The sequence below is a fragment of the Citrobacter sp. Cm046 genome (genome assembly GCF_030333065.1).
Taxonomy (GTDB): Bacteria; Pseudomonadota; Gammaproteobacteria; order Enterobacterales; family Enterobacteriaceae; genus Citrobacter; species Citrobacter murliniae.
On sequence record NZ_JAOWGP010000042.1, the window covers coordinates 180,464 to 202,040 of the forward strand.

At 53.4% G+C, this 21,577-nt stretch carries 23 protein-coding genes; 12 read left to right on the top strand and 11 right to left on the bottom strand.

The window, feature by feature from the left end; genetic code table 11:
* Position 1 precedes the first annotated feature (1 nt).
* The 6 genes from OGX98_RS15060 (at position 2) to OGX98_RS15085 (ending at position 5,154) form a co-directional block, all read left to right on the top strand.
* A complete protein-coding gene (locus OGX98_RS15060) occupies positions 2 to 1,693 on the top strand; it encodes a diguanylate cyclase (protein ID WP_136345260.1) in 1,692 nt (563 codons plus the stop codon).
* On the top strand, positions 1,690 to 2,214 hold the full coding sequence (locus OGX98_RS15065) for a chemotaxis protein CheW (RefSeq protein WP_286595476.1): 525 nt from the start codon (positions 1,690 to 1,692) through the stop codon (positions 2,212 to 2,214). The genes OGX98_RS15060 and OGX98_RS15065 overlap by 4 nt, the downstream gene beginning before the upstream one ends.
* Positions 2,198 to 2,557, top strand: coding sequence for a hypothetical protein (locus OGX98_RS15070; protein ID WP_286595477.1), 360 nt, complete (start codon positions 2,198 to 2,200; stop codon positions 2,555 to 2,557). Before OGX98_RS15065 ends, OGX98_RS15070 begins: the two co-directional genes overlap by 17 nt.
* A gap of 291 nt (positions 2,558 to 2,848) precedes the next feature.
* Entirely contained in the window at positions 2,849 to 3,568 is a 720-nt protein-coding gene (locus OGX98_RS15075) for a nucleoside recognition domain-containing protein (protein WP_045446725.1), read from the top strand.
* Positions 3,565 to 4,029, top strand: coding sequence for a YjiG family protein (locus tag OGX98_RS15080; RefSeq protein WP_045446722.1), 465 nt, complete (start codon positions 3,565 to 3,567; stop codon positions 4,027 to 4,029). The genes OGX98_RS15075 and OGX98_RS15080 overlap by 4 nt, the downstream gene beginning before the upstream one ends.
* Positions 4,030 to 4,041: 12 nt before the next feature.
* Positions 4,042 to 5,154 (top strand): M20 family metallopeptidase, encoded by a 1,113-nt coding sequence (locus OGX98_RS15085; RefSeq protein WP_200012407.1) that lies wholly within the window; start codon positions 4,042 to 4,044, stop codon positions 5,152 to 5,154.
* A gap of 49 nt (positions 5,155 to 5,203) precedes the next feature.
* Here OGX98_RS15085 and sitD read toward each other — a convergent pair whose 3' ends face one another.
* Genes sitD through sitA form a run of 4 tightly spaced genes read right to left on the bottom strand, consistent with a single transcriptional unit; the run spans position 5,204 to position 8,641 of the window.
* Entirely contained in the window at positions 5,204 to 6,055 is an 852-nt protein-coding gene (gene sitD, locus OGX98_RS15090; RefSeq protein WP_200012404.1) for an iron/manganese ABC transporter permease subunit SitD, read from the bottom strand.
* Positions 6,046 to 6,909 (bottom strand): iron/manganese ABC transporter permease subunit SitC, encoded by an 864-nt coding sequence (gene sitC, locus OGX98_RS15095; protein WP_045446713.1) that lies wholly within the window; start codon positions 6,907 to 6,909, stop codon positions 6,046 to 6,048. The genes sitD and sitC overlap by 10 nt, the downstream gene beginning before the upstream one ends.
* A gap of 2 nt (positions 6,910 to 6,911) precedes the next feature.
* Positions 6,912 to 7,727 carry an iron/manganese ABC transporter ATP-binding protein SitB gene (gene sitB, locus OGX98_RS15100; RefSeq protein ID WP_045446710.1) on the bottom strand — a complete coding sequence of 272 codons (816 nt, stop codon included), beginning with the start codon at positions 7,725 to 7,727 and terminating at the stop codon, positions 6,912 to 6,914.
* Positions 7,724 to 8,641 carry an iron/manganese ABC transporter substrate-binding protein SitA gene (sitA, locus tag OGX98_RS15105; protein WP_200041872.1) on the bottom strand — a complete coding sequence of 306 codons (918 nt, stop codon included), beginning with the start codon at positions 8,639 to 8,641 and terminating at the stop codon, positions 7,724 to 7,726. Before sitA ends, sitB begins: the two co-directional genes overlap by 4 nt.
* A gap of 187 nt (positions 8,642 to 8,828) precedes the next feature.
* Here sitA and OGX98_RS15110 point away from each other — a divergent pair, with 187 nt between their 5' ends.
* Complete coding sequence (locus tag OGX98_RS15110; protein ID WP_048220686.1) at positions 8,829 to 9,173, top strand: nitrous oxide-stimulated promoter family protein; 345 nt, start codon at positions 8,829 to 8,831, stop codon at positions 9,171 to 9,173.
* Positions 9,174 to 9,235: 62 nt separating this feature from the next.
* Here the strand turns inward: OGX98_RS15110 and OGX98_RS15115 are convergent, their stop codons facing one another.
* The 7 genes from OGX98_RS15115 to hypA form a co-directional block, all read right to left on the bottom strand.
* Positions 9,236 to 9,664 (bottom strand): TOBE domain-containing protein, encoded by a 429-nt coding sequence (locus OGX98_RS15115; protein ID WP_003037421.1) that lies wholly within the window; start codon positions 9,662 to 9,664, stop codon positions 9,236 to 9,238.
* A gap of 44 nt (positions 9,665 to 9,708) precedes the next feature.
* Positions 9,709 to 11,787 (bottom strand): formate hydrogenlyase transcriptional activator FlhA, encoded by a 2,079-nt coding sequence (gene flhA, locus OGX98_RS15120; protein WP_045446702.1) that lies wholly within the window; start codon positions 11,785 to 11,787, stop codon positions 9,709 to 9,711.
* Between the two features lie 157 nt (positions 11,788 to 11,944).
* Positions 11,945 to 12,955: a hydrogenase maturation carbamoyl dehydratase HypE gene (gene hypE / locus OGX98_RS15125; protein ID WP_045446699.1), complete on the bottom strand. Its 1,011-nt coding sequence runs from the start codon at positions 12,953 to 12,955 to the stop codon at positions 11,945 to 11,947.
* The gene (gene hypD / locus OGX98_RS15130) at positions 12,952 to 14,073 is read right to left on the bottom strand and encodes a hydrogenase formation protein HypD (RefSeq protein WP_045446696.1); all 1,122 of its coding nucleotides are present in this window, start codon (positions 14,071 to 14,073) and stop codon (positions 12,952 to 12,954) included. Before hypD ends, hypE begins: the two co-directional genes overlap by 4 nt.
* Entirely contained in the window at positions 14,073 to 14,345 is a 273-nt protein-coding gene (gene hypC, locus OGX98_RS15135) for a hydrogenase 3 maturation protein HypC (protein WP_045446692.1), read from the bottom strand. Before hypC ends, hypD begins: the two co-directional genes overlap by 1 nt.
* Positions 14,336 to 15,208, bottom strand: a complete 873-nt coding sequence (hypB, locus tag OGX98_RS15140; RefSeq protein WP_045446689.1) for a hydrogenase nickel incorporation protein HypB — start codon at positions 15,206 to 15,208, stop codon at positions 14,336 to 14,338. Before hypB ends, hypC begins: the two co-directional genes overlap by 10 nt.
* Before the next feature lie 103 nt (positions 15,209 to 15,311).
* On the bottom strand, positions 15,312 to 15,683 hold the full coding sequence (gene hypA, locus OGX98_RS15145; protein ID WP_045446686.1) for a hydrogenase maturation nickel metallochaperone HypA: 372 nt from the start codon (positions 15,681 to 15,683) through the stop codon (positions 15,312 to 15,314).
* Between the two features lie 198 nt (positions 15,684 to 15,881).
* Between hypA and hycA the strand changes: the two genes are divergently transcribed.
* From hycA to hycE, 5 genes are all read left to right on the top strand, one after another.
* Positions 15,882 to 16,340: a formate hydrogenlyase regulator HycA gene (gene hycA, locus OGX98_RS15150; RefSeq protein ID WP_045446683.1), complete on the top strand. Its 459-nt coding sequence runs from the start codon at positions 15,882 to 15,884 to the stop codon at positions 16,338 to 16,340.
* Between the two features lie 145 nt (positions 16,341 to 16,485).
* The gene (gene hycB / locus OGX98_RS15155) at positions 16,486 to 17,097 is read left to right on the top strand and encodes a formate hydrogenlyase subunit HycB (protein ID WP_045446680.1); all 612 of its coding nucleotides are present in this window, start codon (positions 16,486 to 16,488) and stop codon (positions 17,095 to 17,097) included.
* Positions 17,094 to 18,920, top strand: coding sequence for a formate hydrogenlyase subunit 3 (hycC, locus tag OGX98_RS15160; RefSeq protein ID WP_045446678.1), 1,827 nt, complete (start codon positions 17,094 to 17,096; stop codon positions 18,918 to 18,920). The genes hycB and hycC overlap by 4 nt, the downstream gene beginning before the upstream one ends.
* A 2-nt stretch (positions 18,921 to 18,922) precedes the next feature.
* Positions 18,923 to 19,846 carry a respiratory chain complex I subunit 1 family protein gene (locus OGX98_RS15165; protein WP_045446675.1) on the top strand — a complete coding sequence of 308 codons (924 nt, stop codon included), beginning with the start codon at positions 18,923 to 18,925 and terminating at the stop codon, positions 19,844 to 19,846.
* A gap of 17 nt (positions 19,847 to 19,863) precedes the next feature.
* The gene (gene hycE, locus OGX98_RS15170; RefSeq protein ID WP_045446672.1) at positions 19,864 to 21,573 is read left to right on the top strand and encodes a formate hydrogenlyase subunit HycE; all 1,710 of its coding nucleotides are present in this window, start codon (positions 19,864 to 19,866) and stop codon (positions 21,571 to 21,573) included.
* The last annotated feature ends 4 nt before the right edge of the window (positions 21,574 to 21,577 follow it).

The window sequence follows — 21,577 nt, forward strand, 5'->3', positions numbered from 1 at the left end:
GATGAAACAAGATAATAAGCACATTGCCATGGCGGCTGCACAGGAAAAGATATCGCGTCTGCGGCAGGGGTTTTTGCGCCGTATCCCCGACATGCTGGCTCAAGCGGAAAGGTTATTGATTCAACTGGTCGAAGAACCCAGTGAAGGTTGTCGGAAACAGTTGCACATTCTACTACACAGTATCCATGGTTCGGCTGGCTCGTTTGGTTTTACCCCTCTGGCGAATGCCTCTGCTGAAGGTGAGCGTTTACTTGCAGATCCGGTGCTGGAGCAAAGCAAACTGCATTCCGACGAGCTACGTCGAATAATCAGGTGGCTGTATACCCTGACGCAAGAGCAACTCAATCTTGAACATCGTATCAGCGATACGGATTTCAAATTACCGATCGCCTCATCACGCACAAATGAAGGATTCGTCCGTCGGACCAGCAAACCGATCTATCTGTGTGATGATGATGTCGACCAGGTTGAACTGCTTGCTACTCAGTTGCGCTGTTTTGGTTTTACCTGCCATGTTTTCGCCAACACAGATGATTTTACTCAGGCCGTGCTGTCGCAGCCGCCTTCGGTGGTGATCATGGATGTCAGTTTTCCGGATAACGCCTACGGTGGTCCGCTGACCATGTCAGATCTGAAGAATAAGGTTGGAACGTCTTTTCCGGTACTGTTCCTCTCGTGCCATAGCGACTTTAAGGCGCGGATTAACGCCATTAAATCAGGTTGTGACGGCTATTATGTCAAACCGGCTTCCATTACTGACTTAGTGCAGGAGCTTCATCGTTTGACCCAGCCGTCGCTGAAAAAGCCCTATCAGGTGTTGCTGATTGATGATGAGCCAGCGGTCGCGGAATACAATGCGGAAATGCTGCGTATGGCGGGAATGGAAGTGCATGTTCTGGAGAAACCCCAGTATTTACTGCATGTTCTGAATTCCCATCCTGTCGACCTTGTCCTGATGGACTACCATATGCCCGAGTTTAGCGGTGAGGAACTGACTAAGCTGATCCGCCAAATACCGCAGCATATTGGTCTGCCGATTGCCTATCTCTCCAGCGAGACCAACAAGACGGCGCAGCTTGGCGCAATGCGCATCGGTGCGGAGGATTTTATTCTCAAGCAGGCAGATCCTCAGGAGCTCATTCACGCGGTATCTATCCGGGCGGAAAGAATGCGCGCCTTGCGCGCCCGCATGTCGCAGGACAGCCTGAGCGGTTTATATAACCACTCGACGACAACCCATTTTCTTAAAAGCGCTATCGCTGAAGCAAACTACAGCGGTAAACCGTTCTGTCTGGTGATGGTCGATCTGGATCGCTTTAAAAGCATTAACGATACCTACGGTCATGTAGTCGGCGATCAGGTCATTGTGGGGATCTCGCAACTGTTTTCCCATCGCCTGCGCAGCACAGATATTGTGGGCCGCTATGGCGGAGAGGAGTTCGCCATCATTATGCCTAATACTAAAAGCGAAACCGCCGCGCTGGTGGTGGAGCGATTACGCAAGGATTACGAGCAGGTTGTTTTCTCCGTCAATGACACCCGTTTTCACAGTACCTTTAGCGCAGGTATTGCGCAGTGGCAATTTGGCGATCGTATTGAAGTACTCCGTGAACGTTCCGATCAGGCGCTGTATGCCGCGAAGCAAAAGGGTCGCAATACCTACTGTATTGCAGAAGAAAAGGAGAGAGTATGAGCCAACAACTGGAGCAAATTCTCGCGCTGAATCATGGTGAAAAGCCTGAGTGCGAAAGTGTTGATGAGCCGCAGCGTACGCTGGTGTTATTTCAACTGGCAGAGAATAATTTTGCGTTCTATGGCGCTCAGATCAAAGAGATCCTCGCGGAACGTCCTATCTCCTGGGTACCGTGCTGTGCGCCAATGCTGGAAGGGGTGATCAACTATCGCGGGCGGGTCGAGTCGGTGATGAGGCTGGATAGTCTCATTGATAAACCCGTAGCTAACCCGGCGGGAAAACGTACGATCCTGATCGGCTGCGGTGAGAAAATGCAAAGTGGCATCCTGATCGATAAGCTGATTGATGTTCTTGAAGTGGCAGAAAGTCAGATTCATCAGCCAGGTGATTCTCTTCCTCCGGTGCTACAAACCATCGCGGCAGGGGTGGTCAACGTGGCAGAAACCTGGTTCACCCTGCTCGATCTGGATCTGGTCTTTGACCGCTATCAGGAGACCAGCGGCTATGAAGCCTCTCATTAATCTGGATGCGGTGCGCGTGACGCTGGGCGTGCAGGATTTTTACATTCCGGCAAACCAGGTAAAGCGCTGTGCGCGGGTAGAGCAAGTTTTGCCGGAGATCCCGCGTTTTAGCCAGTGGCTTGGTATTGCAGATGAACCGCAAGAGGGAAGCCATTTACATCTGTTTGTCCCGGATAGTGGTGTTGAGTGCGGGTGGTACTTATGGGGGCAACTGGAAAACGTAATGCTATCCAGTGATACGATATTTGCGGTTCCCCCACTTCTGGCTCGCGGTTGTCGCCTGCCTGCTCTTCGTGCATTGGTAGGCAGCGAAACGTTTAGCCCATTGTTAAGCTGGCGCTGATCTTATATATGGTTGCAAGAACATTTTCATGTGCATGATTTATTTTACCTGTAAATCATTTTGTTTTTTATTTTTAAAGTCGCTCACTTTCCTGGCGTCTTATTTACCGTTCATTACATAAATAATGATTAGTTTAAATGTCTACATGATGACTTTATTTCGGTCGTAATATCAGGTACGTCACATTTTTAAATTTTTCAGGATGGTCAGCGCTTTCGGGATGATTTAAATCACTTTATTTATTCTTTATTTACTCAAAATGGTTTGGTGACTCTCTACGTTAACAAGGAAATGGATATGAGTTTACCTTCCCAGGATAATAAGGTTGGGCCGGGGGCTTATTTTGCCCTGGCATTCGCCGCCGTATTTTTCTCCGGATTACTCGGGGGAAAAGAGTGGTACGGCGTATTTGATTTCACCACCCTGAATGGTGCTTTTGGCAAAGTAGTCAGTAAAGCGAGCCTTGACGGCGATACGCTGACAACGGCGACCAGCGCGTTTCGCGGTACCGGTGGTCACGGGGCGATGGATGGTTTCCTCTTCGCGTTAGGGTTGATTCCCGCGGTTATGTTTGCGTTGGGAATGATTAACGTGCTGGAGCACTACGGTGCCCTGCGTGCGGCGCGTCGTTTGTTAACGCCTTTGCTGCGTCCGCTGATGGGGATCCCGGGGAATACCGGCCTTGCGCTCATCGGCAGTTTGCAGAGTACAGACGTCGGCGCATCTCTGACGCGTAACCTGGCTGATGAGGGCGAAATCACTGAAAATGAGAAAGATATCTTTGCCATGTTCCAGTTTTCCGCTGGGGCTATGATCACCAATTTCTTCTCCTCAGGTGCAATCTTGTTCACCCTGATGGCGGTTGACGGCACACCGGCGGTGCCTGCATCCATTGGTGCATGCGTTGCTGTGATGTTCATTATGAAAATTGTTGGCGCCAACGTGATGCGCCTGATTCTGACCTTTACCAATAAAAAAGCCGAATCAACTGTACCGGGAGAAGCATCATGAGCGCACCAACCTCTAATCCAGTTATTACCGATGTCTTTGTAGAAGGTGCCCGTAAAGGCTGGAACATTGCGACAACCAGCACTCTGCCAAACGTGGTCATGGCTTTTGTCATCATCAAAGCGCTGGAGATTACCGGTGCGCTGAAAGGGCTGGGCATGATATTTGCCCCGCTAATGGGGCTGTTTGGTTTGCCTGGCGAAGCTGCCGCAGTACTCATTGGCGGCTGGATGTCGATGGGTGGGGGTATCGGCGTGGCGATTGGCCTGTTCGACAAAGGCATCCTGACGGGAGAGCACCTGGCTATCCTCGCTCCGGCAATTTATCTGATGGGCTCTCAAGTGCAGTATCTTGGCCGCATTCTAGGGGTTATTGGCACCAGTGCGAAACGTATTCCCCTGATGATTGTTATCTCCGTTCTGAACGCTTTTTTAGCGATGCTGCTGATGCGCGTTATTCTCTGATAAGGAATTACCATGGATTTGGAAAAGTATATTGATGAACTGCAAACGCTGGTCAACGTGGATTGCGGTACGCAGACGTTAGATGGCGTTGCCAGGGTGGCAGAGGTGATGCGCGAACTCTGGCAGCAGGAAGGCTGGCACACGGAACAGGTCGATTTAGGCAGTGCGGTAGGTCCGGCGTTGCTGGCGACCAATAAACCCGCAGCGACACATTACGATGTGCTGCTGATTGGACATCTGGACACGGTATTTCCACAGGGGACGGTGGCTGAACGCCCGATGAGCCGTGATGCCAGTCGTCTGTACGGACCGGGTGTCTCCGATATGAAAAGTGGCTTACTGAATATTGTCTGGGCAATGCGTACATTGCCAGCGGAGCATCTGGATCGCTTATCTATCGCAGTGGCAATGAACCCGGATGAAGAGACCGGTAGTGTTCACTCCAGCCAGTGGATTGGGGAACTGGCGAAGCAATCACGCTACGTACTGGTATGTGAGGCTGCCCGGGCTGACGGCTCGCTGGTAAAAGCGCGAAAAGGCGTAGGCGGGTATCAGCTGACGTTTGACGGTGTTGCTGCACATGCTGGTAATGAGCCGGAAAAAGGGCGGTCCGCTATTACCGCATTTGCCAATAGCGTACTGGCGATTAACGCGTTAACCGACGTGGCGCGCGGCACCACACTTAATGTCGGCGTGGTGCAGGGCGGAAGTGCGGCGAACGTGGTAGCGGCAAAGCTGCACGCGGAAGTGGATGTACGGTTCTGGGAAAACGAGGAATATGAACGTGTTCATCACGCGCTGGAGTCGCTCTGCCAGCAAGGTTTCCTGGATGGTGTGACCACCACGCTCACCCGTGTAAGCCATAAACCTGCAATGGCGGCGAGCGAAGAGACTCAACGGCTGATGGCGCTGGTCGAGCGCGCGGGTCTGGAAGAGGGGATTACGGTGACATGGCAGGCTGTGGGAGGAGGAAGCGACGCAAACCATACGGCAGCGTTAGGTATTCCTACGCTGGACGGATTGGGTCCGATCGGCGCAGGCTTCCACAGTTCGGATGAATGGCTGGATATTGCCTCAATCGAACCACGGATTCGTTTATTAAAACGCATCATTACCATGTTGTAATCATCAATTAATATAGCCTCGCGTGCGAGGCTATATTATTTAGTATCTCTTATATATCATATTGCTGACGTCGCCGTTCTAAACGGCGATCGCGTAGCGTTGAATAAATAAAAGTGATAACAAATAGCAAGGAAAATAAGACAACAATCGTTGGCGCGGGTGCACTGTCGATGAAAAATGACAGGTACACTCCCATAAACGAGGTCACAAGTGACATAACGACAGCCAGTAACAACGCATGGGAAAACTTTCGCGTAATTAATATCGCAATAGCGCCGGGGGCAATTAAGAGTGAGATCGACAAAATAATGCCTACCGATTTTAGCGTGGCCACAATGGTCAGGGCGATCATACACAGCAGACCGTAGTGCAATAGCGTGGTGTTCAGCCCGCTGGCTTTTGCCTGATGCGGATCAAACGCATGCAGCAGAAGATCTTTCCACTTTAACCCGATGATAAGCGCGATCCCCAGCGCAATCGCTGCCGTCTGCGCGATATCGCCAGGTGATACGCCCAGCATGTCACCGAACAAAATATGATCCAGATGGATTTCAGACTGGATCGAAACATACAACACCAGCCCCGCGCCAAACATCCCAGAGAAGACAATGCCCATCAGGGTGTCGCGCTTGATACGACTGTTATCATCGAGATACCCGGTAGCCACCGCACAGAACAGCCCGGCGACAAACGCACCAATCGCCAGAGGAATGCCCGCAATGTAAGCCAGTACTATCCCCGGAAACACGGCATGACTCATGGCGTCGCCCATCAGCGCCCAGCCTTTAAGCACCAAAAACACCGACAGCAACGCGCAGGGTATGGCGACAACAGTGGAGATGGTCAGTGCATTGACCATAAAGCTGAACTGAAAGGGTTCCAGCAACGTGGTTAAGAGCATGTGGACTCCTTGTTCACCTGACGGGCGCGGCGGCGATTCGCTAACAGACCGTGCTTAGGAGCGAAGACAAATGCCAGCAGGAACAACAGCGTTTGCAGGACGACAATAATCCCGCCGGTCGCACCGTCCAGCCAGTAACTTAGCCAGGCGCCAAAAAAGCTGGTCAGGCTGCCGATGGCGACGGCGATGGTCAGCAGGCGGGGAAAGCGATCGGTTAATAACCACGCGGTAGCGCCAGGCGTTACTACCAGGCAAATAACCAAAAATGCGCCAACGGTTTGTAGCGCTGCAACTGTGGAAACCGAGAGCAGTGTGAAGAACAGTAGCTTCAGACGGCCCGGATTCAGACCAATCGAGCGCGCGTGATTTTCATCGAAAAACACCACCATCAGATCTTTCCACTTCAGCAGCAAAATGGTCAGCGAGATCACACCAATAATCGCCAGTTGCAGAATATCTTCCGGGGCAATCGCCAGTACGTTACCGAGAATAATGGTTTGAATGTTTACTGACATCGGGTTAAGCGACACCATAAACAGCCCGATACCGAAGAAAGAAGAAAAAATCAGTCCAATGATCGCATCTTCTTTCAGGCGCGAACGCTGGTTAAGAAACAGCATACTGCCCGCAGCCAGCCCCCCGGAAAGAAATGCGCCGAGCGCGAAAGGAAGCCCTAACATCCAGGCACCGGCAACGCCCGGCACGATGGAGTGCGACAGCGCATCACCAATTAACGACCAGCCTTTGAGCATCAAATAGCATGAGAGGAACGCACACAGCCCGCCGACCATCGCGGAGACCCACATGGCGTTGAGCATGTACTGGTAGCCAAACGGTTCTGTCAGCCAGTTCATGATTATTCCCCCTCGTTAACCGTGCGTCGCGAAATAAATGGGCGCTCATCGTCGGTAATAACATGCTGCTCACCGCCGCTTAGCGCGACATGGCGCAAGACGCCGCTGAAGGCCAGCTCGAGATTCTCCGCGGTAAATGTCGTTTCGGTCGGACCGCTCGCCAGTACGGTGCCTTTAATCATCACGGTGTAATCACAAAACTCGGTGACTGAACCCAGATTATGAGTGGAGACCAGCATGGTTCGCCCCTCATCGCGCAGTTCGCGCAGCAGGTCGATGATGCGGGCCTCGGTTTTTACGTCTACGCCTGTGAAGGGTTCATCCAGTAAAATGACCTGTCCGTCCTGGGCGATAGCCCTTGCCAGAAAGACACGTTTTTTCTGTCCACCGGAGAGTTCGCCGATCTGACGGTGGCGGTATTCCAGCATGTCGACCCGCGCCAGCGCCGCATCGACGCATTCATAGTCACGTGCTTTTGGCCGACGCAGCCAGCCCATATGACCATAGCGCCCCATCATCACTACATCTTCCACCAGCACCGGAAATGACCAGTCCACCTCTTCCGATTGCGGAACATAAGAAATCAGATTCTGCTTCAGCGCTTTGCTGACTGGCTGTTGCAGGATGGATATGTCTCCCTGCGCCAGGCGGACAAAACCCATAAGTGCTTTAAAGAGCGTTGATTTTCCTGAACCATTCACCCCCACCAGGGCGGCAATAGAGCCGCCGGGGATCTGAAAAGTGGCATCCCGCAGAGCGGTGTGACCGTTGCGATACGTCACCGTAACCTGATTCACGGTAATCGCAGATTGACTCATTTTTGGCTCCTCAGACCGTCGTTGATACCGCTGACGATGGTTTCGGTCGTGACGCGCAGCAGATCCAGGTAGGTTGGTACCGGCCCGTCGGCTGCACTCAGGGAATCGACGTACAATACACCGCCGTAATGTGCGCCGGACTCACGTGCCACCTGACGCGCAGGTTTGTCAGAAACTGTGCTTTCACTGAATACTGTTGGGATCTGATGTTCTCTTATCGCGTCGATCACTTTGCGCACCTGTTTCGGCGTGCCCTGCTGATCGGCATTGATTGGCCACAGATACAGCTCTTTCAGATCGTTATCGCGAGCCAGATAGGAGAAAGCGCCTTCACTGGTGACCAGCCAGCGTTTATCAGCAGGGATTTTGGCCAGCGCCGCGCGCAGGGGATCGAGCGTCTGACGAATTTTCGTTTTATAGCTCTCGGCGTTTTTCTGATAGGTGGCGGCATTGTCCGGATCGTACTTGCTCAATGCATCGCGAATATTATCTACGTAGATAAGCGCGTTCTCTGCCGACATCCAGGCATGTGGATTCGGTTTTCCGTTATAGGGGCCTTCGCTGATGCCCATCGGTTTTACTCCGTCTGAGACCATTATTTCAGGTACGCCGGATAAGTTTTGGTAGAAACGGGCAAACCACAGTTCCAGGTTAAGGCCGTTGGAGAGAATAAGCTGCGCGCCCTGCGCCCGTTTAATATCCCCTGGAGTGGGCTGGTATTCATGAATTTCTGCGCCGGGTTTAGTTATTGAGCTGACCTCCGCCGCGTCACCCGCCACGTTGCTCGCCATATCGGCAATAACTGTAAAGGTGGTAATCACCTTAAACTTCTCTTTTGCCCAGGCCGGCGAAAGTGTAAGTGCCGTAAGAACGCTGGCAAGGAGAAACGACTTCAGACGGGGCAGGTGCGGCATAGTATCCCTCACAAGAAAGTGGTTAATTTATCGTCGAATATAGCCTTTGCTATGTTATATAGCACATGGCATAGATAAATGAAAATAATTCTTATTTGCGTAGGATGCTAAGGATGTATCACCTTCAGGTAATAGTCCTGTGTATGGTTAAGGTATATTATATATGCACCTTAAATACGGAGGCATTATGTCCGGCAAGCGTATTGCACGTGAAAAAATGACGATCCAGAAAATGATCTCGCTGTACGAGAGCCAGTGTCCACAGGCTTCGAACGAACAGGGGCATTACGATGCGCTGTTTGCCTATGCGCAAAAGCGGCTGGATAAGTGCGTCTTTGGTGAGGAAAAACCGGCTTGCAAACAGTGTCCGGTGCACTGTTATCAACCCGCAAAGCGTGAAGAGATGAAGCAAATCATGCGCTGGGCTGGACCAAGAATGCTCTGGCGTCATCCGATCCTGACAGTGCGCCACCTGATTGACGATAAACGCCCGGTCCCGGAATTACCCGAAAAATACCAGCGGAAGAAATAGATTTTTTGCCGGATAGCGGCGGCGATACTGGCCCGACAGGCAAAGCTCCGTCGGGCAATAAATTACGCTTTGGTGGCAATCAGAATTGCTGAGGCCTTGATCAGCGCAATGACACGACTTCCCTGGCTTAGCTTCATCTCTTGCTGACTTTCGTTAGTCACGACGGCAACTATGTCAAAACCAGCGTCAGTTTTGATATGCACCGTGGCGTTGACCGCGCCTTCGGTTACCTGTGAAACGCTACCGGCAAACTGGTTGCGGGCGGAGAATTTCAGGCCGCAGTCTTCTGTCGCCAGCGTGACCCACGGGGCTTTGATCAGGGCAATTGCTTCTTTTCCTTTCGCCAGCCCCAGCGCCTGCTGGCTGCTATGAGTCACAATAGCGACCAGCTTTGCGCCGCCTGCCAGCGTCAGTTCAACTTCATCATTCACGGCGCCAGTTGCAACTGCACTTACTGTACCGGTTAATTGATTACGTGCTGATACCGCCATACTGCCTCCTTTCGTTGAGTTATCACCCAGTATAGCCACAATGGCTAAACCAACGCATCCTTATCAATGCCTAAACGCTTCATACGTGAGAGCAAGGTGGTGCGTTTCAGACCCAGCCGTTGCGCAGCTCCCTTAGGACCGGCTACGACGCCGTTAGTCTCTTTCAGTACGCGCATAATCAGCTGATATTCATCTTCTCCATCCTGCGCAACTTCTGTCGCCACTGGCGGTGTGGAAGGGGGCAGCGTAGTGACATCTGGCAGGGACAGTTGCAGTACATTGCCCCGGGTCAGCAGAACCGCGCGTTCGACCACGTTTTCCAGCTCACGCACGTTGCCCGGCCACTCCATGTTGCTCAGAGTGCGCAGCGCCTCAGCGGGGATACTGTCAATATTGCGCCCCATCCGACGGGCAATTTTAAAGGTGAAGGCCTTGACCAGCAGCGGAATATCTTCCGGACGCTCGCGCAGTGGGGGGAGATGGATCGGGAAGACATTCAGTCGATAGTACAGATCGTTACGGAACTCGCGATCGGCCACCATTTTTTTCAGATCGCGGTTGGTGGCGGCGATCAGGCGGACATCGGTCTGGATCAGCTTATTACTGCCCAGGCGTTCAAACTCCTGCTCCTGGAGGACGCGAAGCAGTTTCGGCTGTAGCTCCAGCGGCATGTCGCCGACTTCGTCGAGGAATAACGAGCTTTTGTCTGCCAGTTCGAAGCGACCAATGCGCTGTGTGCTGGCTCCGGTAAACGCACCGCGTTCATGACCAAACAGATCGCTTTCCAGCAACCCGGCAGGCATTGCCGCGCAGTTCATCTTCACCATCCGGCGGGCATTGCGTCCACTCAGATTATGAATCGCTCTGGCGATCAACTCTTTGCCCGTACCTGTCTCACCCAGAATCAGAACAGTGCTGTCGCTTTGCGCCACCATCTCAACCTGCTTGAGTACGCTGTACATTGCTTCACTGCGGCCAATGATTTCACCAAACTCGCTGTCCACATTGTTGAGCTGTTCGGTCAGTGCCAGGTTCTCATCGACCAGACGTTCTTTCAGGCGGTGGATTTCCTGATAGGCGAGAGCGTTATCAACAGCAATCGCCACGCGCTCGGCAATCTGGCGTAACAGTTTGAGGTTTGCGGTCGTGAAGACTTTCTCTTCACACTGCGCCAGCTTGAGGACGCCAAGCATCGTATTGCCTGACATTAGTGGTAGCAGGCACAGGGTTTGTATCTGGTTGCCCCAGGTCTCGAACAGCATGCGTTCATAAGGTGCAAGGGCATCGCGTTCGTTCAGGTTAATCAGCAGCATCTCTTTGCTTTTGAATACCCGTTCAGAGAGCGTACCTGCTTCATCCACTTCACTCTGTTCGTGCGCCGGATGGTGTTCATCCAGATAGTGAGTGGAGTATATGCTCAGCTTATTTTTGCGATCGCTGCGCAGTACGATGCTGATGTCATCGATATTGAAGTAATGGTGGATTTCTTTGGCGACTTCGCTGACCAGCTCATCAATATCCAGACGGGAGAGCACCGCATTGGTGATGGCGACAAGGATACGGAAGTTGTCACGCTCGCGACACAAGAGGTCATAATCGACATTATTGCTGACCCGGCTCTGAATTTGCTCGGCGACGACGCCGACTATCTGGGTGAAGGTCTGCAGGCGGTTGTACTCTTTTTCACTCCACGGACGGTCTTCGTTGCGGATAAATTCACAACCGCCAAAGATCCGTCCATCAGCCGCCAGCGGCAGCAGGCAGTAATGTCCAAATTCTGAGTACAGCGCACCGGATGCTAACTGCGGCCAGGTTTCTGTGAACTCATGGTAGTTACAGTGCAGCGCATCGGGACGAGACAAAATGCGGCGCACCGGTCCGTGAGCCAGCACCGTTTCGTCTTCATAATCGATGGGTTTACCATTTTCACGTGTCGCGAAATAACGCGCACGCTGCGTCTGCGCCTGCCATAACACAATAGCCGCGCAATCGGCCAGCGCCGAACGCTTGACCAACTGCGAAAGCGCCTCACTGAGAGACTGAAGATCGGGCTGCTGTAATAATGTACGAGTGATATCGAACAGGCCTTGCTGTCCGAGGTCGCTCATCGGTGTATACGACATATTGCTTTTCCAGGAAGCACCGTAGCGCGGTGCAAAAACGGTAAATGAATTATAGGTATAAGTTGTAAATTATTGCCGGATGGCGGTTTCACCTTATCCGGTCTACGGGTAATTCATTGACTGTAGGCCCGGTAAGCGTAGCGTACCGGGCAATATATCAGCATATCCGCGGCAGCGGCTCTGCGTGTGGTAAATCAAGAGTTCGTTTCACGCCGTAAAGTCCGGCAAGGCGAACGCCTTTACGTTCGACCACTTCGCCAATCAGCGCTGCATCGCACCCTAACGGATGTGCGCGCAGTGCGGCGAGTACGGCTTCAGCGGCCTGACGTTCAACGGCAATGACCAGTTTTCCTTCGTTGGCAAAATTTAGCGCATCCAGACCCAGAAGTTCACAGACACCACGCACTGCGGGCTTCACAGGCAGGGCTGCTTCAGATAACTCAATGCCATAGCCACATGCCGCGGCGAACTCATGCGTCACCGCATTCACGCCGCCACGGGTGGCATCGCGCAGCGCCTTCACGCCAGGAATGTCGCGTAGCGTCTGGATCAGCGGTGTTAACACTGCGCAGTCGCTGATCAGTTCACCGTCCAGTCCCAGTTGCTCACGCAGGTTAAGGATGGTTGCACCGTGATCGCCAAGCGTACCGCTAACCAGCAGCACATCGCCCACGCCCAGAGTCTGTGCGCCCCAGTGAATATTGGCTGGGATCGCGCCCATTCCGGCGGTGTTAATGAACAGTTTGTCCGCTGCGCCACGCTGTACAACCTTAGTGTCGCCGGTCACGATAGCAATTCCCGCTTCGCGAGCTGTTGCTGCCATGCTGTTGACGACGCTTTTCAGCGTTTCCATCGGCAGGCCCTCTTCGAGGATAAAACCGCAGGAGAGGTAGCGAGGGATAGCGCCACTGACCGCAACGTCGTTGGCTGTGCCGCAGATTGCCAGCTTGCCAATATTACCGCCGGGGAAAAACAGCGGATCGATAACGTAGCTGTCGGTCGAAAACGCCAGACGATCGCCTTCGGCGACCAGTTGCGCCAGGTCCAGTCGGGCCTGATCTTCCTGTTCTGCCAGCCACGGATTAGCAAAAGCTTCCATAAACAGACTGTTGATCAACTGCTGCATAGCCTGACCGCCGCTACCGTGGGCGAGTTGTACGCTGTTCATGCTTCACACTCCTGCTGACGATACTGATACCAGGCGGCACATGCGCCTTCGGAGGAGACCATTAAGGCGCCAAATGCGGTCTCCGGGTTACAGGTTTTACCAAACAATGGGCACTGATGCGGCTTACATCTGCCGGTCAGTACTTCTCCGCAGCGCGCGCGCGGATCGTCATACACCTGCTGCGGCGCTGGTTTGAAATGCGCTTCTGCATCAAAACGCTGATACTCAGGCGTCAGGTGAACGCCGGAGGATTCGATAACGCCCAGACCGCGCCATTCACTGTCGCCATTGACGCAGAACACGTCGGCAATCGCCTGTTGCGCCAGTGTGTTACCGGCATCCGGCACTACGCGGCGATACTGGTTCTCCACCTGGCTGTGGGCCGCTATTTTCTGCTCGATTAGCATCACGACGCCTTGCAGTAGATCAAGCGGTTCGAAACCAGCGACCACCAGCGGGCGATGAAAATCAGAGGCGATAAAATTATAGGCATCGGTGCCTATAACCATACTGACATGGCCTGGTGCCAAAAATGCGTCGATACCGTTGTCCGGTTGTTCTAACAGGCTACGCAGCGTTGGGATAAGCGTAATGTGCTGGCAGAAAAAGTAAAAATTCTGCACATCGCGTTGTTTTGCCTGCTGGAGAGTGATGGCGGTCGTCGGCATGGTGGTTTCAAAACCCAGACCAAAGAACACGACCTTACGGGTTGGATTTTCCTGCGCCAGCTTCAGCGCATCCATCGGAGAATAGACAATGCGGATATCCGCGCCGCGTGCTTTGGCTTGCAGCAGTGAACCCTGTTTACCTGGCACGCGCATGGCGTCGCCGAAGGTACAAAAAATCACTTCCGGATGGCTGGCAATTTCCACACAACTGTCAATTCTGCCCATCGGCAGAACGCAAACCGGGCAGCCTGGACCGTGAATAAACTCCACGTTTTCGGGCAGCAACTGGTCAAGGCCGAATTTGAAGATTGCGTGGGTGTGGCCTCCACAAACTTCCATAATGCGCAGTGGGCGTTCAGCGGTGTAGGGGAGGTGAGCGGCACGTTCACACAGGTGGTCTATCAACTGCATCACCTGTTCCGGTGCCCGATATTCGTCAACAAAACGCATTATTTCTCCTCGCCATACAGTAACGCGCCGACATCCGGCTCAACGTCAAACATATTTTGCAGCGCCTCGAGTGTGTCGCGCGCTTCGGCTTCGTTAATGATGCTCATGGCAAAACCTACGTGGACCAGTACCCACTGGCCCAGACGCGGTTGACCATTTTCATCACAGCTACCGACCAGCGTCAGGTCGACGTCGCGCTGAATACCGCAAACATCGACCTTAGCCTGGTTACCATCAATGGTGCGGATTTGACCCGGAACACCTATGCACATCGCTGATTCTCCAGCCACGACAGCCATTGATCCATCCCTTCGCCGCTGGTGGCGGAAATCAGGATTATCTCAATTTCCGGGTTCACTTCCCGGGCGCTGGCGATGCACTTTTCAACATCAAAATTGAGATACGGCAGCAGATCCACTTTGTTGAGCAGCATCAGCGATGCAGCAGCAAACATATGGGGATATTTCAGCGGCTTGTCTTCGCCTTCGGTGACGGAAAGCACCGCCACTTTATGACGTTCGCCGAGGTCGAAGCTTGCCGGGCAAACCAGGTTACCGACGTTTTCGATAAACAAAATACCGTTATCGGCTAAAGGCAGGCGTGGTGCTGCATCGGCAATCATTTGCGCATCAAGGTGGCAGCCTTTACCCGTATTAACCTGGATTGCTGGTGTTCCGGTGGCGCGAATACGCGCTGCGTCGTTGACCGTCTGCTGGTCGCCTTCAATGACCGCGCACGGCACGCTGTCTTTCAGCTTCATCAGTGTTTCGGTCAGCAGCGTCGTTTTACCGGAACCTGGACTTGATACGAGATTGAGTACCAGATGCTGGCGGGCAGCGAAGCGGGCGCGATTGCGCTCGGCCAGACGGTTGTTTTTGTCCAGCACGTCAATTTCCACTTCCAGCATACGGCGCTGGCTCATGCCTGGAGCATGGGTACCTGCTTCGCCGTGACCGTAATGTAAATCGCCTTCTGCGGTCTGGCTCGGCGTGAAACTGGAGGTCTTCACACCGGTAATGTTTAGCGCCGGACGAGCCGCCGGAGCAAATGGCGCGCTGCGAAACGCTGAGTGGGGGTTATGTTCATCACCCTCTATATAAAGGTTGCCTTCCGCGCAACCACATGTCGTACACATCGCTCACTCCTGATCTTTTCACTTTCGGTAAATCTGTTGCCGGACAGCATCTTCGCCTTTTCCGACCTACAAACGTGCTCTTTCTGTAGACTGGATAAGAGGCTTAAGCGTCGCCATCCGGCGCTGGAGTCTGGTCTATTTCTATTCGTCGAATCTGTAACCCGTCATCGGCCACAATTCTCAGCATGTCGCTATTGCATTGTGGACAGCGACGAACGCGTTGTGTCAGTAACGTGACGTATTGCTGACAGGACTCGCACCAACATTCGGCTTCTTGTTCTTCGAGGTGGAGTTTACAACCTTCTGCAAGGGTGCCACGGCATACCAGATCAAAACAAAAGGCGAGAGCGCTGGTTTCTACGCAAGAAAATGCGCCAATTTTGAGCCAGACCCCAGTTACCCGGTGAGCACCATGCTGTGCGGCCTGTTGTTCAATCAATTCCAGTGCCCGTTGGCAGAGGGTTATTTCGTGCATATCGCCTCCCATGTTGTTGTCGTTTCAAAAGCAATAAACATGCCAGGTTGAATTTTTCCTCTCGTGACAATGACGACGATGACGAAATGACATGTCGTCATGCATGCTTGTTTTTGTATCTTAATGAAAATAAAGATTTTTAATGTTGGCATGAAATATGCTTAAGGCAGTTAGTCTCTGCTAAACGGGTAACCTGACATGACTATTTGGGAAATAAGCGAAAAAGCCGATTACATCGCTGAACGGCACCGTCGCCTACAGGACCAGTGGCGTATTTACTGCAACTCGCTGGTACAGGGGATCACCCTGTCGAAAGCGCGTTTGCATCATGCAATGAGCTGTGCGCCGGACAAAGATCTGTGCTTTGTCCTTTTTGAACACTTCACTATCTACGTCACGCTGGCGGACGGCTTTAACAGCCATACCATCGAGTACTACGTTGAAACCAAAGACGGTGATGATAAGCAACTGATTGCACAGGCACAGTTGACCATTGACGGCAAAGTTGATGACCGCATTAGCAACCGCGATCGCGAGCAGGTGCTGGAGCACTATCTCGAAAAAATCGCCAGAGTCTACGACAGCCTGTACACCGCGGTTGAAAACAATATGCCGGTAAATTTAAGCCAACTGGTAGAAGGACATAACCCGGCATAAGCCTCGGGTGATGCTCGCTTGAGTCGTGATGAGATTTTTACGCTGTATCACGACATTTTAGGGAATGGACATGTCGAAAAATGTCGAAAATGACATTTGATAAACATGTTTTCGTCAAAAATGACTATCACCTGAGGAATGCCTGGTGAATCGTTTTGTAATTGCTGACTCCACTCTTTGTATTGGCTGCCACACCTGTGAAGCCGCCTGCTCAGAGACGCATCGCCAGCATGGCCTGCAGTCAATGCCGCGCCTGAAAGTGATGCTAAATGAAAAAGAATCTGCACCGCAGCTTTGCCACCATTGTGAAGATGCACCTTGTGCCACCGTTTGCCCGGTCAATGCGATTAACCGTGTCGACGGCGCCGTACAGCTAAATGAAAGCCTGTGCGTAAGCTGCAAATTGTGTGGGATCGCCTGTCCGTTTGGCGCCATTGAGTTTTCCGGCAGTCGTCCGCTGCACATCCCGGCGAACGCGAATACCTCAAAAGCCCCTCCGGCTCCACCAGCACCGGCTCGCGTCAGCACGCTGCTGGACTGGGTTCCAGGTATTCGTGCCATTGCGGTGAAATGCGACCTGTGTAGCTTTGATGAACAAGGTCCGGCTTGTGTACGTATGTGCCCGACGAAAGCCCTGCACCTGGTGAGCAATACAGATATCGCTCGCGCCAGCAAACGTAAGCGTGAGCTGACTTTTAATACCGATTTCGGCGATCTCACCTTGTTTCAGCAGGCTCAGAGTGGGGATGCAAAATGAGCGCAATTTCACTGATTAACAGCGGCGTGGCCTGGTTTACGGCTGCGGCGGTTCTGGCATTTCTGTTTTCATTTCATAAAGCGCTAAGCGGCTGGATTGCCGGCGTTGGTGGAGCAGTCGGCAGCCTGTGTACGGCGGCAGCGGGTTTCACCGTGCTGACCAATGCGCTGGCGGTCAGCAGCGTGATACCGTTTATCGGTCACAGCATGCAAATAACTCCACTGAACGCAATCTGGCTTATCACACTGGGTCTGTGCGGCCTGTTTGTCAGCCTGTACAACATCGACTGGCATCGTCATCCACAGGTTAAAGCCAACGGTTTGTTGGTGAATCTGCTGATGGCTGCGGCCGTGTGTGCTGTGGTTGCCAGCAACCTCGGTACGCTAGTGGTGATGGCTGAAATCATGGCGTTGTGTGCGGTGTTCCTGACCGGTTGCAGTAAAGAGGGCAAACTGTGGTTTGCTCTGGGCCGAATCGGTACGCTGCTGCTGGCGGTCGCTTGCTATCTGGTATGGCAACGCTACGGCACGCTCGAACTGCGTCTGCTCGACCTTCGCACCCAGGAATTGCCGCTCGGCTCTGACATCTGGCTGCTGGGCGTTGCCGGTTTTGGTTTGCTGGCCGGGATTATCCCGCTGCACGGTTGGGTGCCACAGGCACATGCCAACGCCAGCGCACCTGCTGCGGCGCTGTTCTCTACCGTGGTAATGAAGGTTGGCCTGTTGGGCATTCTGTCCCTGTCGCTGCTGGGCGGTAATGCACCGCTGTGGTGGGGCATTACCCTGTTGGTACTGGGGATGATCACTGCATTTGTTGGCGGTCTGTATGCGTTGATGGAGCACAACATTCAACGTCTGCTGGCGTACCACACGCTGGAAAACATCGGCATTATTCTGCTGGGGCTGGGTGCCGGTGTGACCGGCATTTCCCTTAATCAACCGGCGCTGATTGCACTTGGTCTGACCGGCGGTTTGTATCATCTGGTGAACCACAGTCTGTTCAAAAGCGTCCTGTTCCTGGGGGCCGGCAGCATCTGGTTCCGTACTGGTCATCGTGATATCGAAAAACTGGGCGGTATCGGTAAGCGCATGCCGGTGATTTCCCTGGCGATGCTGGTTGGTCTGATGGCGATGGCCGCGCTGCCGCCACTGAACGGGTTTGCCGGTGAATGGGTTATCTATCAATCCTTCTTCAAGCTGGGTAACAGCGGAGCGTTTATCGGCCGTCTGTTAGGTCCGTTGCTGGCGGTCGGGCTGGCGATTACCGGCGCGCTGGCTGTGATGTGTATGGCGAAAGTCTATGGCGTAACGTTCCTTGGCGCACCGCGTACGAAGGAAGCTGAAAACGCCTGTTGCGCACCGATCCTGATGGGGGTGAGCGTGGTTGCGCTGGCAGTCTGCTGTGTGATTGGCGGCGTTGCCGCACCATGGTTGCTGCCACTTATCTCTTCAGCTGTGCCACTGCCGCTGGAAACCGCGAACACGACCGTTTCCCAACCAATGATCACCCTGTTGCTGATTGCCTGTCCGCTGCTGCCGTTCATTATCATGGCGATTTTCAAAGGCAACCGTCTGCCGTCGCGTTCGCGCGGTTCCGCCTGGGTATGTGGTTACGATCATGAGCAGTCAATGGTGATCACCGCGCATGGCTTTGCTATGCCGGTTAAAGAAGCCTTTGCTCCGGTACTGAAACTGCGTAAATGGCTTAACCCGGTGTCACTGGTTCCGGGCTGGCAGAATGCGGCTGCACCGGTTCTGTTCCGTCGCCTGGCATTGATTGAGCTGGCGGTGCTGGTGGTGATTGTGGTTTCACGAGGAGCCTGAGAATGAGTGTTTTATATCCGTTAATTCAGGCGCTGGTGCTGTTTGCCGTTGCGCCGCTGCTGTCCGGCATTACCCGCGTGGCGCGTGCACGTTTGCACAATCGCCGTGGTCCGGGTGTTTTGCAGGAGTACCGTGACATTATCAAACTGCTGGGGCGTCAGAGCATTGCGCCTGCGGATTCCAGTTGGGTCTTTCGCCTGACACCATTTGTGATGGTCGGCGTCATGCTGACTATCGCTACCGCATTGCCGGTAGTGACGGTAGGTTCTCCGCTGCCGCAACTGGGTGATTTGATCACGTTAATTTACCTGTTCGCCATCGCCCGTTTCTTCTTCTCTATTGCGGGGCTGGATACCGGTAGCCCGTTCACCGCGATCGGCGCCAGCCGTGAAGCGATGCTCGGCGTACTGGTTGAGCCGATTCTGCTGCTGGGTTTGTGGGTCGCAGCGCAGGTTGCCGGTTCAACCCATATCAGCAATATCGCTGACACCGTTTATCACTGGCCTGCGGCGCGCAGCATCCCGCTGATCCTGGCGCTGTGCGCCTGTGCTTTCGCCACCTTTATCGAAATGGGCAAACTGCCGTTCGACCTGGCAGAAGCCGAGCAGGAGCTACAGGAAGGTCCGCTGACTGAATACAGCGGCAGCGGTTTTGCGGTGCTGAAATGGGGTATCAGCCTCAAACAACTGGTCGTTTTGCAAATGTTTGTCGGCGTGTTCCTGCCGTGGGGACAGATGGAAACCTTTACTGCGGGTGGACTGCTGCTGGCACTGGTGATAGCCGTCGTCAAGCTGATCCTCGGCGTGCTGGTCATCGCCCTGTTTGAAAACAGCATGGCGCGTCTGCGTTTTTGCGCCACTTCACGCGTGACCTGGGCCGGTTTTGGGTTTGCGTTTTTAGCGTTCGTCTCCTTGCTGGTGGCGTGATTTAAGAGAGTTTGAGCATGTCTGAAGAAAAATTAGGTCAACAATACCTTGCTGCACTGCACCAGGCTTTCCCTGGCGTCGTACTGGACGAAGCCTGGCAGACCAAAGATCAGCTGACCATCACCGTGAAGGTAAACTACCTGCCGGAAGTGGTGGAGTTCCTTTATTACAAACAGGGCGGATGGTTGTCCGTGTTGTTTGGTAACGACGAACGCCAGCTGTGCGGCCATTACGCTGTGTATTATGTCTTGTCGATGGAGCAGGGCACTAAATGCTGGATAACCGTTCGCGTAGAAGTTGACGCCAATAAACTGGAATTCCCGTCTGTCACGCCACGCGTACCGGCTGCCGTCTGGGGCGAACGTGAAGTGCGCGACATGTACGGTTTGATCCCGGTGGGGCTGCCGGACGAACGTCGTCTGGTGCTACCGGATGACTGGCCGGACGAACTCTATCCGCTGCGTAAAGACAGCATGGATTACCGTCAACGTCCGGCGCCGACTACCGATGCTGAAACCTATGAGTTCATCAACGAACTGGGCGACAAGAAAAATAATGTAGTGCCTATTGGCCCGCTGCACGTGACCTCCGATGAACCGGGTCACTTCCGTCTGTTCGTTGACGGCGAAAACATTATCGACGCCGACTACCGCTTGTTCTATGTCCACCGTGGCATGGAAAAACTGGCAGAAACCCGCATGGGTTATAACGAAGTGACTTTCCTGTCGGATCGCGTGTGCGGCATCTGTGGTTTTGCCCACAGCACCGCGTACACCACCTCCGTTGAGAATGCGATGGGTATCGTAGTACCGGAGCGTGCGCAGATGATCCGCGCTATTCTGCTGGAAGTTGAGCGTCTGCACTCTCACCTGCTGAACCTGGGGCTGGCGTGCCACTTCACCGGTTTCGACTCCGGCTTTATGCAGTTCTTCCGCGTACGTGAAACGTCAATGAAAATGGCAGAGATCCTCACCGGTGCGCGTAAAACTTACGGTCTGAACCTGATCGGAGGGATCCGTCGCGACCTGCTGAAAGAGGACATGATCCAGACTCGTCAACTGGCGCAACAGATGCGTCGTGACGTGCAGGAACTGGTTGATATGCTGTTGAGTACGCCGAACATGGAACAGCGTACTGTCGGGATTGGCCGTCTGGATCCGGAAATTGCCCGTGACTTCAGTAACGTTGGCCCGATGGTTCGCGCCAGCGGTCACGCGCGTGATACCCGCGCAGATCACCCGTTTGTGGGTTACGGCCTGCTGCCGATGGAAGTTCACAGCGAGCAGGGCTGTGACGTCATTTCTCGTCTGAAAGTCCGCATCAATGAAGTCTATACCGCGCTGAATATGATCGACTTTGGTCTGGATAACCTGCCTGGCGGGCCGCTAATGGTGGAAGGTTTTACCTATATTCCACACCGTTTCGCGCTGGGCTTTGCGGAAGCGCCGCGTGGGGATGATATCCACTGGAGCATGACCGGCGACAACCAGAAACTGTACCGCTGGCGTTGCCGTGCGGCCACCTACGCTAACTGGCCGACGCTGCGTTATATGCTGCGTGGTAACACTGTTTCCGATGCCCCGCTGATTATCGGTAGCCTCGATCCTTGCTACTCCTGTACTGACCGTATGACCGTGGTTGATGTGCGTAAGAAGAAAAGCAAAGTCGTGCCGTACAAAGAACTTGAGCGCTACAGCATCGAGCGTAAAAACTCGCCGCTGAAATAAGGAA